Origin of the sequence: Streptomyces sp. NPDC058701, from assembly GCF_042715295.1 — a bacterium.
GTDB lineage: Bacteria > Actinomycetota > Actinomycetes > Streptomycetales > Streptomycetaceae > Streptomyces.
In genome coordinates this window covers 13,197-25,181 of the sequence record NZ_JBHXSY010000018.1, presented here as the reverse complement: position 1 = coordinate 25,181, position 11,985 = coordinate 13,197, and the positions used below count along the sequence as shown (strand labels likewise).

Genomic DNA, 11,985 nt, shown 5'->3' with positions numbered 1-11,985 from the left:
AGCCGTCACTCACGCGAAGTGGATCAGCGCGGGTCAGTTCTTCTGGATCTGGTCGAAGCTGAGCTCGACCGGGGTCTCGCGGCCGAAGATCTCGACGAGACCCTTGACCTTCTTCGAGTCCGGGTTGATCTCGTTGATGGTCGCCTGCAGCGTCGCGAACGGGCCGTCGGTGACGGTGACCGAGTCGCCGACCTCGAAGTCCAGGACCTCGATGGTCCGCTTGACGGAGGGCGCCGGCAGGCCGGCCTCTTCCGCGGCGGCCTTGGCGGCCTTCTCCTGCGCCTCGGGGGCGAGCATCTTGAGGATCTCGTCCAGCGTCAGCGGGTACGGGTCGTACGCGTTGCCGACGAAGCCGGTGACACCAGGCGTGTTGCGGACGACGCCCCAGGACTCGTTCGTCAGATCCATGCGGACGAGAACGTAACCGGGCAGCTTGTTCTGCCGGACGTTCTTGCGCTCGCCGTTCTTGATCTGGACGATCTCTTCCTCGGGCACCTCGGCCTGGTAGATGAACTCCTCGACGTTCAGCGAGACGGCGCGCTGCTCCAGGTTGGCCTTCACGCGCTTCTCGTAGCCGGCGTAGGTGTGGATCACGTACCACTCGCCGGGCAGGAGGCGCAGCTCCTCGCGGAGGGCCTGGACGGGGTCGACGGGCTCGGCCGGCTCGACCGGGGCGGCCTCTTCGGCCTCCTCGTCGGCGTCGGCCTCGACCGCGTCCTCGACTTCGTCGGCAGCCACGTCGTCGTCGGCCTCTGCGACCTCGGCGTCGTCCTCGACCTCGGCGTCAGCCTCGCCCTCGGCCTCGACGTGCAGCGCGGCCTCTTCGGCGGCGACACCCGCCTCGGCGTCCGCGAGCTCGGCCTCGTCGGGGTCCACGGCGTCGGCAGCCTCGACGATGTCGAGCTGGTCCTCAACGGACTCGACGGACTCGACGGACTCGTCGCTCGCGTTCAGGTTCGGGTCAGACACGGTGGCTGCTTCTTCCTGGATACAAAAGGTGGTGGAACATGCGAAAACGGGCGGCACCCATCAAGGCGCCGCCCTCCGCGGGGATCAGCCGAAGACGAACTTGATGGCTTCCTGGAACCCATAGTCAATCACGGTCACCAGACCGATCATGATGACCACGAAGACAATCACCACGGTGGTGTACGTCGTGAGCTGGTTGCGAGTGGGCCATACAACCTTGCGGAGTTCCGCGACGATCTGGCGGTAGAACAGCGCGAGACGACCCAGGGGGCCCTTCTTGCCGCGCTTACCGCCCTTGCGGGCCTTCTTCTCGCGCGTCTCGTCCTCGGCGTCAGGCATGTCGATGGAGCCCAGGGCGTCCGTCACGTCTCTCACCTGAATCCGGGTCGTGGCCGTACCGCGCCCGGTTGCGCCGCACGGCGTTGCAGAAGTACGTACCTGCGCACACACATCCTCTAAATGGAGTGTGGAGCAGGGCCGGAGGGACTCGAACCCCCAACCGCTGGTTTTGGAGACCAGTGCTCTACCAATTGAGCTACGACCCTTTGCGTTCCCCAACCTACCGCATCCGGGCGAGTGCACGGAGTGCTCACGCTCTGGAGCGGCTGGCGAGGTCCAACGACAGGTGAGTGTACGTGAACCGGGCCCTGACGTCGAACAGAACCCTCCCTGACATCCGTGCGGTCCGGTGACTGAAACGGTGTGCGGCCGTTCTCGGCGGTCTGGGACGATTGGCCGCATGACCTCTGCAACGCCTTCCTCCGAGCGCCGGGTGTCCGCCCGTATCGGCGCCATTTCCGAGTCCGCCACCCTCGCCGTGGACGCCAAGGCCAAGGCCCTCAAGGCCGCCGGGCGACCGGTGATCGGCTTCGGCGCCGGCGAGCCCGACTTCCCGACGCCGGACTACATCGTCGAGGCCGCCGTCGAGGCCTGCCGCAACCCCAAGTACCACCGCTACACGCCGGCCGGCGGTCTTCCCGAGCTGAAGGCCGCGATCGCCGCGAAGACGCTGCGCGATTCCGGTTACCAGGTGGACGCGTCGCAGGTCCTGGTGACCAACGGCGGCAAGCAGGCGATCTACGAGGCCTTCGCGGCCATCCTGGACCCGGGTGACGAGGTCATCGTCCCGGCTCCGTACTGGACCACCTACCCGGAGTCCATCCGTCTCGCCGGCGGTGTCCCGGTCGAGGTCGTGGCCGACGAGACCACCGGTTACCGGGTGTCCGTCGAGCAGCTGGAGGCCGCGCGCACCGAGCGCACCAAGGTGGTCCTCTTCGTCTCCCCGTCCAACCCGACGGGCGCCGTCTACAGCGAGGCCGATGCCGAGGCGATCGGCCGCTGGGCCGCGGACAAGGGCCTGTGGGTCCTGACCGACGAGATCTACGAGCACCTGGTCTACGGCGACGCGAAGTTCGTCTCCCTGCCGGCGATCGTCCCCGAGCTGGCCGACAAGTGCATCATCGTCAACGGCGTCGCCAAGACGTACGCGATGACCGGCTGGCGGGTGGGCTGGATCATCGGCCCGAAGGACGTCGTCAAGGCCGCGACCAACCTGCAGTCGCACGCCACCTCCAACGTCTCCAACGTGGCCCAGGTCGCGGCGCTCGCCGCCGTCTCCGGCAGCCTGGACGCGGTGCACGAGATGCGCACCGCCTTCGACCGCCGCCGCCAGACGATGGTGCGGATGCTGAACGAGATCGACGGCGTCCTCTGCCCGACCCCCGAGGGCGCGTTCTACGTGTACCCGTCCGTGAAGGACGTCCTCGGCAAGGAGATCCGCGGCAAGCGCCCGCAGACCTCCGTCGAGCTGGCCGCCCTGATCCTGGACGAGGCCGAGGTCGCGGTCGTCCCGGGCGAGGCCTTCGGCACCCCCGGTTACCTGCGCCTCTCGTACGCCCTGGGCGACGAGGACCTGGTGGAGGGCGTGTCCCGGATCCAGAAGCTCCTGGCGGAGGCCAAGGCCTAGACCGGCCCACGGCACACCCCCGAGTGGCGGTCACCCCCCGAGGGCGGCCGCCACTCGTCCTTCCCGGCACAGCCGTCCGGGCCGTCCCACGTCCACCCCCGCGGGCGTCCGCGCCGCGGGATCCGCGGCGAGCCCCCCTCCAGCCCCGCCGGCGTTTGAGGCGCGGGGCTCCGGGGCGGAGCCCCGATCTTGAGCCCCGCCGGCGTTTGAGGCGCGGGTCCGGGGCGGAGCCCGGGGGGCCCGCGCAGCGGACCGGCCGCCGCCTCCACTCCCCCTCCGTGCCCGTTCGCGCGTTCGAGCAAGCCCCCGATGGGTAAAACGCCCTCCCGCTCAGCGCGTGCGTACGGCAGGATCACCAGATGGAGCACGCACGCGATCTCACGCTTCTGCCGAAAGCCCACCTCCACCTGCACTTCACCGGCTCGATGCGACCATCGACCCTGCTGGAGCTCGCCGACAAGTACGGGGTCCGGCTCCCCGACGCCCTGACCGGCGGGGAGCCGCCCAAGCTGCGCGCCACCGACGAGCGCGGCTGGTTCCGCTTCCAGCGGCTGTACGACGCCGCCCGGTCCTGCCTCCGCGAGCCCGACGACATCCGGCGCCTGGTCCGCGAGGCGGCCGAGGAGGACGTACGGGACGGCAGCGGCTGGCTGGAGATCCAGGTGGATCCCACCTCCTACGCCCCCCTGCTCGGCGGCATGATCCCGGCCGTCGAGATCATCCTCGACGCCGTCGACTCGGCCTCCCGCGAGACCGGCCTGGGGATGCGGGTGGTCATCGCCGCGAACCGGATGAAGCACCCCCTGGACGCCCGCACCCTGGCCCGTCTCGCCGTCCGGTACGCCGACCGCGGCGTCGTCGGCTTCGGGCTCTCCAACGACGAACGCCGGGGCATGGCCCGCGACTTCGACCGGGCCTTCGCCATCGCCCGCGAGGGCGGCCTCCTCGCGGCCCCGCACGGCGGCGAGCTCACCGGCCCGGCTTCGGTCCGCGACTGCCTGGACGACCTGCACGCGGCCCGCATCGGGCACGGCGTACGGGCCGCCGAGGACCCGCGGCTGCTCAAGCGCCTCGCCGACCGGCAGATCACCTGCGAGGTCTGCCCGGCCTCGAACGTCGCCCTCGGGGTGTACGAGCGGCACGAGGACGTCCCGCTGCGGACGCTCTTCGAGGCGGGCGTCCCGATGGCGCTGGGCGCGGACGACCCGCTGCTGTTCGGGTCCCGGCTGGCGGCCCAGTACGAGATCGCCCGTACGCATCACGCCTTCACGGACGCGGAGCTCGCCGAGCTGGCCCGTCAGTCGGTGCGCGGTTCGGCCGCGCCCGAGGAAGTGCAGGCCAAGCTGCTGGCGGGGATCGACCAGTGGCTCAGCGGGTGAGCCGCAGGTCCCCCTCGTAGCAGTCGGCACGCACCCGGCCGCCGTCCGGGAAGCCGATCTCCAGGTGGGTGCGGCCCTGTTCGGGCAGGGCGTACTCGGCGACCGAGGCGACGGTCTCGCCGAGGTGGCGCAGGAAGGGGTGGTCGCCGAGGTCCTCGCCGACCTCGATGCGGCCCCACTCCCCCATGTCGTACGGCGCGTGCGGCGCCGCGGACTCGACGATCAGGCACTGGTCGGATCCGGTGGTGATCCGGATGGAGTCGCCGACGCTGTCGATCAGCCAGACGTCGAGGGGGGCCTCGGAGCGCTCGCCGTCGCTGATGTGCCAGGACGCGACGACTCGGCTGAGCGTGCGCCCCACGAGGCGGGTGGGGTCCGTACCGGCCCCGTGGAGGGGACAGAGCATGGGCGGCCGCGGCTCCTCAGATGCTGACGCCGACCGTCACCGGCTCGTTGACGAGGGTGACGCCGAAGGCCGCGTGGACGCCCGCGACGACCTCGCGGGCCAGGGTGAGGAGGTCTTCGGTGGTGGCCTCGCCGCGGTTGGTGAGAGCGAGGGTGTGCTTGGTGGAGATGCGCGCGGGGCCCGTGCCGTAGCCCTTGGTGAAGCCGGCCTTGTCGATGAGCCAGGCGGCGCTGGTCTTCGTACGGCCGTCGCCCGCGGGGTAGGCGGGCGGGGCGGTGTCGGGGCCGAGGCGGTCCTGGACGCGGGCGAGGAAGGCGGCGTAGGCCTCGTCGGTCAGGACGGGGTTGTGGAAGAAGGAGCCGGCCGACCAGGTGTCGTGGTCGGCGGGGTCGAGGACCATGCCCTTGCCGGCCCGCAGGCGCAGTACGGTCTCGCGGGCGGCGGCGGCGGGGACCCGGTCGCCGGCCTCGACGCCGAGGGCGCGGGCGGTTTCGGGGTACTTGATCGGCGCGGAGAGGCCGCCGGCGTCCTCCAGGGCGAAGCGGACGCGCAGGACGACGTACCGCCCGGGCTGGTGCTTGAAGGTGCTGTCGCGGTACGAGAACGCGCACTCGGCGGCGGTCAGCGTGACCGTCTCGCCGCGGGTGCGGTCGTAGGCGACGACCTCGGTGATCGTGTCGCGGACTTCCTGCCCGTACGCACCGACGTTCTGGATCGGGGTGGCGCCCGCGGAGCCGGGGATCCCGGCGAGGCACTCGATCCCGGCGAGACCGGCCGCGACGGTGCGGGCGACGGCGTCGCTCCAGTTCTCGCCCGCGGCGAGCTCCAGGGTGGTGCCGTCGAGGGCGAAGCCGGTGGTGGCGATGCGCAGGGCCGTGCCGTCGAAGCCGCGGTCGCCGATGACCAGGTTGCTGCCGCCGCCGATGACCAGGAGCGGGGTGCCGCTCTCGTCCGCGGCGCGGACGGCGGCGACGACCTCGGCGTCGGTGGTCGCGGTGATCAGGCGGGCGGCGGGACCACCGAGGCGGAAGGTGGTCAGCGGGGCGAGGGGGGCGTCGTGGAGTTCCTGCACGGGGACAAGAGTACGGTCCGTGCCCCTCGCATCCCTGCGGGGCCACGGACCGGGACCCGTGGTCGGGTGGCGGCTCAGCGCTCCGCCGCCTGCTCGGCGAGGCGGCGCTCGGCCTCGGCCCGGGCGACCGGGAGCTCGGAGGCCCGTACGGTCCAGAAGGCGAAGGCCGACTCCTTCATGGACGCGGCGGCGGCGCGGGAGCCGGAGCGGTGCGGCTCCCTGCGGGTTCCTCCGCCCCGGCAGCCGCGCCCCGCCGTGACCGGGCGGGCGGCGGCGGGGAACGGGCGGGGCGCGGCTTCAGTCGGGCGGGCGGCGGGGACGGGGTCCGGCCGGGTCAGCCCCCGCGGCCTTCCCGTACGGCGGGCGGTCGGGCGGAGGCGGGTCCCGAGCTGGGTGTCAGCTCAGCGCCACCACTGCGCGGGACATGCCGAGGACCTTCTGGCCGGCGCTCATGGCCGTCAGGTCGACCCGGACGCGGTTGTCGTCCAGCTTGGCGGCCACCTTGCCCGTGACCTCGATCAGGCCGCCCCGGTCGTCGTTCGGGACCACGACCGGCTTGGTGAAGCGCACCCCGTACTCGATGACCGCGCCCGGGTCGCCGACCCAGTCGGTGACCACGCGGATCGCCTCGGCCATGGTGAACATGCCGTGCGCGATCACGTCCGGCAGTCCCACCTCCGTGGCGAACTTCTCGTTCCAGTGGATCGGGTTGAAGTCCCCCGAGGCGCCGGCGTACCGCACCAGCGTGGCGCGCGTCACGGGGAAGGACCCCGCGGGGAGCTCGGTGCCGACCTCGACGTCGGCGTACTTGATCTGCGCAGCCATGTCAGGCCTCCTGGGGGGCGCGGGAGACGAGCTTCGTCCAAGCCGTCACCACGTGCTCGCCGGACTCGTCGTGGACCTCGCCGCGGATGTCGATGATGTCGTTGCCCGCCATCGACTTCACGGCCTCGATCGTGGAGGTCACCGAGAGCCGGTCGCCGGCACGCACCGGGCGGGTGTAGGCGAACTTCTGGTCCCCGTGGACCACGCGGCTGTAGTCCAGCCCCAGCTGCGGGTCGTCGACGACCTGACCGGCTGCCGCGAAGGTGATGGCGAACACGAAGGTCGGCGGAGCGATCACGTCGGGGTACCCGAACTGCTTCGCGGCCTCACGGTCGGTGTAGACGGGGTTTTCGTCACCCACCGCTACCGCGAATTCGCGGATCTTCTCCCGGCCGACCTCGTAGGGATCGGTGGGCGGGTAGCTCCGGCCCACGAAGGACTGGTCGAGAGCCATGACTCACTACCTCCTGATGAAGGGATCACGAAAAACACAAAACAAGGCTGCGGAGGCACACGCGGGCCGATCCGGATTCCCCGGACACGGCCGACGCGGCTGTCGCGGCCGGTCGTGGAAACGACATGAGGCCGCCCCCTGAAAAAGGGGACGACCTCATGACTGTGCCTGTTAAACGAGACTTCGCTGGGGTCAGCGGGTCTCGCGGTGCGCGGTGTGCGAGTTGCAACGCGGGCAGTGCTTCTTCATCTCAAGACGGTCCGGGTCGTTACGCCGGTTCTTCTTGGTGATGTAGTTCCGCTCCTTGCACTCCACGCAGGCCAGCGTGATCTTCGGGCGGACGTCGGTGGCAGCCACGTGAGTGCTCCTTGACGGAAATTGGGACGGATGAACGCATACAAGAGTAGCCGACCGGGAGACCGACCCCGCAATCGGCTACTGTGTGTAGCGGCGACCGGACTTGAACCGGTGACACAGCGATTATGAGCCGCTTGCTCTACCGACTGAGCTACGCCGCTTTGATGTGATCGCCTCCCCACCCGAGGGTGGGGAACCTCTCTCACCAGAGCCCCAATGCGGAATCGAACCGCAGACCTTCTCCTTACCATGGAGACGCTCTACCGACTGAGCTATTGGGGCGAGCGATGAAGACATTACACGGTTGCCCGCCGATCGCCCAAATCCTTTGCGGCAGCAGGGCTCCGAGGGGGTCGGACCACCCTTTTCGATCAAGCCTCAGAACGCTTCCGGGCCCGATTCCGGGCAGATTGTGGGCGGGCTCACACGCGCACCTCCGCCGTGAGCACCACCAGTGGTCCCGCGAGGACCCGTGCGGTCCCGCGGCGCACGACGCGACCAGCGCCGCTGACGAGCGCGAGCGCCGGTCGCGAGCGCTGGTTCGGCTCGCGTGCGCGACTTCCGCGGGCGTGGGCGCGCGACGAGCGCGAACGCGCTCGCGCGTGCGGGCGCGACCCCGGGCGCACGCGCGGGCGCCGGCACTCGACGCGGGCACCACACCGGTACGACTATTCGCCTCCTCCGCGAAGCGCAGTGCGCCGCGCCCTAGGCTGCGGGCACGCTGCGTGATCTTGGGGCGCTGGGCCGCCTCCACGGCCGCAGGAACCGCCCGAGCCACCGCAGGAGCGCGATGTCCGACAGCCCGCCGCAGCAGCCGTTCCGCCTCCCCCGCAGCGGCCACGGCGAGGGCGGCGCCCACGGCCCCGGGCACGGTCCTTCCCAGGGTCCCTCTCACGGACCTGACGCCGGCGAGAGCCCCGGCGCGGGCCCCGGTGCGGGCCTCGGGCCCGGGCGGCCGTACCGGCCCGAGCCCGGCCACCCCGCCACCGCCGAGGCGACCACCCTGCTGCTGACCGGGGCCCGCCTCACGGACGGCCGTACCGTCGACGTACGTCTCGGCGGCGGCCGCATCCAGGTCGTCGGTACCGCCGGCAGCCTCCCCGCGCCCGCCCTGTCCCGGGTGGACCTGAGCGGGTACCTGCTGCTGCCCGCCCCCGCCGAGCCGCACGCCCATGGGGACACCGCCCTGACCGCGGACGCCGAGGGTCCCGTCTCCTACGCCCCCGACGAGGTCCAGCGGCGGGCCACCGAAGCGGCACTGCTCCAGCTCGGCCACGGCGCCACCGCCGTGCGCGCGCATGTCCGGATCGGCGACGTGCACGGCCTCGGCCCCATGGAGGCGGTCCTCGCGGCCCGCCGGTCCCTGCGCGGGCTCACCGACCTCACCACGGTGGCGGTACCCCGGCTGCTGACCGGGCTGGCCGGCGCGGACGGGCTGGCCATGCTGCGGGACGCCGTCAAGATGGGCGCCTCGGTGATCGGCGGCTGCCCCGACCTGGACCCCGACCCGACGGGCTTCCTCGAAGCGGTCCTGGAGCTCGCCGCCGAGCACGGCTGCCCCGTGGACCTCCACACGGACGGTGACGATCCCGCCCGCCTGGCCCGGCTCGCGGCGATGGCCGGGGGGCTCCGCCCCGGCGTGACGGTCGGTCCGTGCGGGGGGCTGTCCCGGCTCCCGCTGGACGCGGCGACCCGCGCCGCCGACCAGCTCGCCGCGGCCGGCGTCCGGGTCACCTGCCTCCCCCAGGGCGACTGTGCGGCCCTGGAGCGCCGCGGTCTGCGCACCGCGCCCGTACGCCTGCTGCGCGCCTCGGGGGTTCGGGTCGCGGCCGGCAGCGGGGCCCTGCGGGACGCCGGGAACCCGGTCGGCCGCGGTGACCCCCTCGAAGCCGCGTACCTTCTGGCCTCCCAGGGCGGGCTGCGCGCGGGCGAGGCGTACGACTCGATCAGCTCCGCCGCCCGTGAGGCCATGGGCCTGCCGGAGGTGCGCGTGGAGGCCGGCTTCCCGGCGGAGCTGCTCGCCGTGCGCGGAGACCGGATCGCGGGCGTGCTCTCCCTGGCGTACAGCCGGATCGTGATCCACCGCGGCCGGGTCGTAGCCCGGACGAGTGCCGTACGGGAGTACTGCGACTCCGCCGTCGCGGTCGCCCTGGACCTGCCCCGGCAGGGCCGCACGAAGCCCGGACCCTGAAGGTTCGCCGGGAGTTCGCGGGCATGTGCGCCCGGCTCGTCGTACGGTCGGGGCATGCGCATCGTCATCGCGGGTGGACACGGTCAGATCGCGCTGCGGCTGGAGCGCCTGCTCGCCGCGCGCGGGTACGAGGTCGCGGGCATCGTCCGCGACCCGGCACAGGGCGACGCCCTCAGGGAGGCCGGCGCCGAGGCGGTGCTGTGCGATCTGGAGTCGGCCTCGGTGGAGCACGTCGCGGGCATCCTCCAGGGCGCGGACGTGGCCGTCTTCGCGGCGGGCGCGGGCGCCGGCAGCGGCGTGGGGCGCAAGGACACCGTGGACCGCGGGGCGGCCGTCCTGTTCGCCGACGCGGCGGAACGGGCACGCGTCCGGCGCTTCCTGATGGTCTCTTCGATGGGCGCGGACGCCTGGCACGAGGGCGACGAGGTCTTCGACTTCTACCTGCGGGCGAAGGGCGAGGCGGACGACTACGTCCGCACCCGGCTGGGCCTGGAGTGGACGATCCTGCGCCCCGGCGCCCTGATCGACGACGCGGGGAACGGCCTGGTCCGCCTGGAGGCCCGTACGGGCCGCGGGTCGGTTCCGCGCGACGACGTGGCCGCGGTGCTGGCCGAACTGGTCGAGACCCCGGCGACGGCGGGCCTGACCCTGGAGCTGACGTCCGGTTCGATCCCGGTGACGGTGGCGGTCAAGGACGTGGCGGGCAACTGACGGACCGGGGGCGCACCGGGGGCACAGGAAGTGCGGGTGCGGTCGGGGTGCTCCGGTGAGCACCCCGACCGGTCAGAACTCGGCGGTCACCTTGTCGTCGGACCGCCCGACCGAGTCCTGCCGGTAGCGGTCCTCGTAGGCCTGCCGGATCCGCTCGATGCGGGCGCTGCGCTCGCCGGCCTCCTTCTCGGGGTACAGCAGAACCACCTCGTACGAGGATTCGCGGACGATGTCGCCGTCCTGCTCCCGCCACTGGCCCCGGCCTTCCTGGACGGTCAGCCCTTCCGGGAAGGCGGGGGTGACCTCCCGGTCCAGGAAGCCAATGAACTCCCGCTCACCGACCGGATCCCGGCCGCCGGGGCGCTCGGTGCCGAAGTACAGCCGGGTCTCTCGGTAGGGCTCCCCCACCTCGGTGTGGAGGGCCGCCCCCACCAGAGCCGGGAGCCCCGCGCCGAGCAGGGCGATGAGCACGCCTCCGCCTGCCTTTCCCCGCGTGTCAGATGTCCGCTTCACGCCCGGAGAACGAACGGGGGACCCCCGCGATGCGCTCGCTGAACGGCGCCGACGGCGAACGGGCGGCGGCCGAATCGGTGACGGCCCTTGCCCCGCGCCGCGACCGGGACCGGCGCGTGCCGGCCGGTTCCCTCGACTGGTCCTGCTGGACGCATGGCCCTGGGGGCCGCGGCCGGGTACGACGAGAAGACCCCCGCCCTGCGTTTCCGCAGTAACGGGGGTCTCACATCGCGTGGCGACGCCAGGATTCGAACCTGGGTAGGCTAAGCCGACGGATTTACAGTCCGCTCCCATTGGCCACTCGGGCACATCGCCATGAGATGTCGCCTGCGAGTCCGCTGTGGGGCGGTGCTCTGTGGCAACGACGTAAACGATACCCGATGACCGGGGGTGCTTCGCCACCGGATTGATCAGCGCTGCGGGTGGGTGCGGTGGCTAGGCTTTGCCGAGCGGACCGGAGCTGTCCGGCCGGGCCCCACGGGGCCATCACCACCGACTTCAAGGAGCCACAGGACATGGCCGACTCCAGTTTCGACATCGTCTCGAAGGTCGAGCGGCAGGAGGTCGACAACGCCCTCAACCAGGCCGCCAAGGAACTCTCGCAGCGTTACGACTTCAAGGGCACGGGCGCCACGATCGCCTGGTCCGGCGAGAAGATCGTGATGGAGGCGAACTCCGAGGAGCGCGTCAAGGCCATCCTCGACGTCTTCGAGACCAAGCTGGTCAAGCGCGGCATCTCGCTCAAGGCGCTGGACGCCGGCGAGCCGCAGCTCTCCGGCAAGGAGTACAAGATCTTCGCCACGATCGAGGAGGGCATCTCCCAGGAGAACGCCAAGAAGGTCGCGAAGATCATCCGGGACGAGGGTCCCAAGGGCGTCAAGGCCCAGGTGCAGGGCGAGGAGCTGCGCGTCAGCTCCAAGAGCCGTGACGACCTGCAGGAGGTACAGACGCTGCTCAAGGGCAAGGACCTGGACTTCGCGATCCAGTACGTGAACTACCGCTGACGCTGGTCCGCGACCTGCTCCCACGCCGGCCCGGCGGTCTTCACCGACCGCCGGGCCGCAGCGGTCGCGGGGCGTGTGTGCGGGGCGCGTGCGGCGCGTGCGCCACCGCGGACCTCCGTGGGCACTTGGGCGCCGGGG

Annotated in this window: 13 protein-coding genes and 4 tRNA genes; 5 read left to right on the top strand and 12 right to left on the bottom strand. The window is 71.7% G+C overall.

What is annotated here, in order from left to right; genetic code table 11:
• Positions 1–33 precede the first annotated feature (33 nt).
• From nusG to ACFWW8_RS20445, 3 genes are all read right to left on the bottom strand, one after another.
• On the bottom strand, positions 34–969 hold the full coding sequence (nusG, locus tag ACFWW8_RS20455) for a transcription termination/antitermination protein NusG (RefSeq protein ID WP_386530382.1): 936 nt from the start codon (positions 967–969) through the stop codon (positions 34–36).
• A gap of 84 nt (positions 970–1,053) precedes the next feature.
• A complete protein-coding gene (gene secE / locus ACFWW8_RS20450) occupies positions 1,054–1,335 on the bottom strand; it encodes a preprotein translocase subunit SecE (protein WP_030825982.1) in 282 nt (93 codons plus the stop codon).
• A gap of 106 nt (positions 1,336–1,441) precedes the next feature.
• Positions 1,442–1,514 (bottom strand) — tRNA-Trp (locus ACFWW8_RS20445).
• Between the two features lie 194 nt (positions 1,515–1,708).
• Between ACFWW8_RS20445 and ACFWW8_RS20440 the strand changes: the two genes are divergently transcribed.
• Both ACFWW8_RS20440 and ACFWW8_RS20435 read left to right on the top strand, forming a co-directional pair.
• A complete protein-coding gene (locus tag ACFWW8_RS20440; RefSeq protein WP_386530381.1) occupies positions 1,709–2,935 on the top strand; it encodes a pyridoxal phosphate-dependent aminotransferase in 1,227 nt (408 codons plus the stop codon).
• Positions 2,936–3,294: 359 nt separating this feature from the next.
• Positions 3,295–4,314 (top strand): adenosine deaminase, encoded by a 1,020-nt coding sequence (locus ACFWW8_RS20435; RefSeq protein WP_267724670.1) that lies wholly within the window; start codon positions 3,295–3,297, stop codon positions 4,312–4,314.
• Here ACFWW8_RS20435 and ACFWW8_RS20430 read toward each other — a convergent pair.
• The 7 genes from ACFWW8_RS20430 to ACFWW8_RS20400 all read right to left on the bottom strand — a co-directional run bounded on the left by ACFWW8_RS20430 (position 4,304) and on the right by ACFWW8_RS20400 (position 7,710).
• A complete protein-coding gene (locus ACFWW8_RS20430) occupies positions 4,304–4,720 on the bottom strand; it encodes a hypothetical protein (protein ID WP_267724668.1) in 417 nt (138 codons plus the stop codon). The genes ACFWW8_RS20435 and ACFWW8_RS20430 overlap by 11 nt on opposite strands.
• Positions 4,721–4,736: 16 nt before the next feature.
• Positions 4,737–5,870 carry a UDP-N-acetylmuramate dehydrogenase gene (locus ACFWW8_RS20425; RefSeq protein WP_386530463.1) on the bottom strand — a complete coding sequence of 378 codons (1,134 nt, stop codon included), beginning with the start codon at positions 5,868–5,870 and terminating at the stop codon, positions 4,737–4,739.
• Positions 5,871–6,188: 318 nt separating this feature from the next.
• Positions 6,189–6,617, bottom strand: coding sequence for a MaoC family dehydratase (locus tag ACFWW8_RS20420; RefSeq protein WP_386530380.1), 429 nt, complete (start codon positions 6,615–6,617; stop codon positions 6,189–6,191).
• Between the two features lies 1 nt (position 6,618).
• Positions 6,619–7,071 carry a MaoC family dehydratase N-terminal domain-containing protein gene (locus ACFWW8_RS20415; protein ID WP_386530379.1) on the bottom strand — a complete coding sequence of 151 codons (453 nt, stop codon included), beginning with the start codon at positions 7,069–7,071 and terminating at the stop codon, positions 6,619–6,621.
• Positions 7,072–7,263: 192 nt separating this feature from the next.
• Positions 7,264–7,428, bottom strand: coding sequence for a 50S ribosomal protein L33 (gene rpmG / locus ACFWW8_RS20410; protein WP_006604855.1), 165 nt, complete (start codon positions 7,426–7,428; stop codon positions 7,264–7,266).
• Between the two features lie 88 nt (positions 7,429–7,516).
• Positions 7,517–7,589, bottom strand: a tRNA-Met gene (locus tag ACFWW8_RS20405).
• Between the two features lie 48 nt (positions 7,590–7,637).
• A tRNA-Thr gene (locus ACFWW8_RS20400) sits at positions 7,638–7,710 on the bottom strand.
• Between the two features lie 508 nt (positions 7,711–8,218).
• Between ACFWW8_RS20400 and ACFWW8_RS20395 the strand changes: the two genes are divergently transcribed.
• Positions 8,219–9,619 carry an amidohydrolase family protein gene (locus tag ACFWW8_RS20395; protein WP_386530378.1) on the top strand — a complete coding sequence of 467 codons (1,401 nt, stop codon included), beginning with the start codon at positions 8,219–8,221 and terminating at the stop codon, positions 9,617–9,619.
• A 54-nt stretch (positions 9,620–9,673) separates the two neighbouring features.
• The gene (locus tag ACFWW8_RS20390; RefSeq protein ID WP_386530377.1) at positions 9,674–10,330 is read left to right on the top strand and encodes an SDR family oxidoreductase; all 657 of its coding nucleotides are present in this window, start codon (positions 9,674–9,676) and stop codon (positions 10,328–10,330) included.
• A 72-nt stretch (positions 10,331–10,402) separates the two neighbouring features.
• Here the strand turns inward: ACFWW8_RS20390 and ACFWW8_RS20385 are convergent, their stop codons facing one another.
• The gene (locus ACFWW8_RS20385; RefSeq protein WP_386530376.1) at positions 10,403–10,801 is read right to left on the bottom strand and encodes a DUF3574 domain-containing protein; all 399 of its coding nucleotides are present in this window, start codon (positions 10,799–10,801) and stop codon (positions 10,403–10,405) included.
• A 275-nt stretch (positions 10,802–11,076) separates the two neighbouring features.
• A tRNA-Tyr gene (locus ACFWW8_RS20380) sits at positions 11,077–11,158 on the bottom strand.
• A gap of 200 nt (positions 11,159–11,358) precedes the next feature.
• Here ACFWW8_RS20380 and ACFWW8_RS20375 point away from each other — a divergent pair.
• A complete protein-coding gene (locus ACFWW8_RS20375; protein WP_383931752.1) occupies positions 11,359–11,847 on the top strand; it encodes a YajQ family cyclic di-GMP-binding protein in 489 nt (162 codons plus the stop codon).
• Positions 11,848–11,985 lie beyond the last annotated feature (138 nt).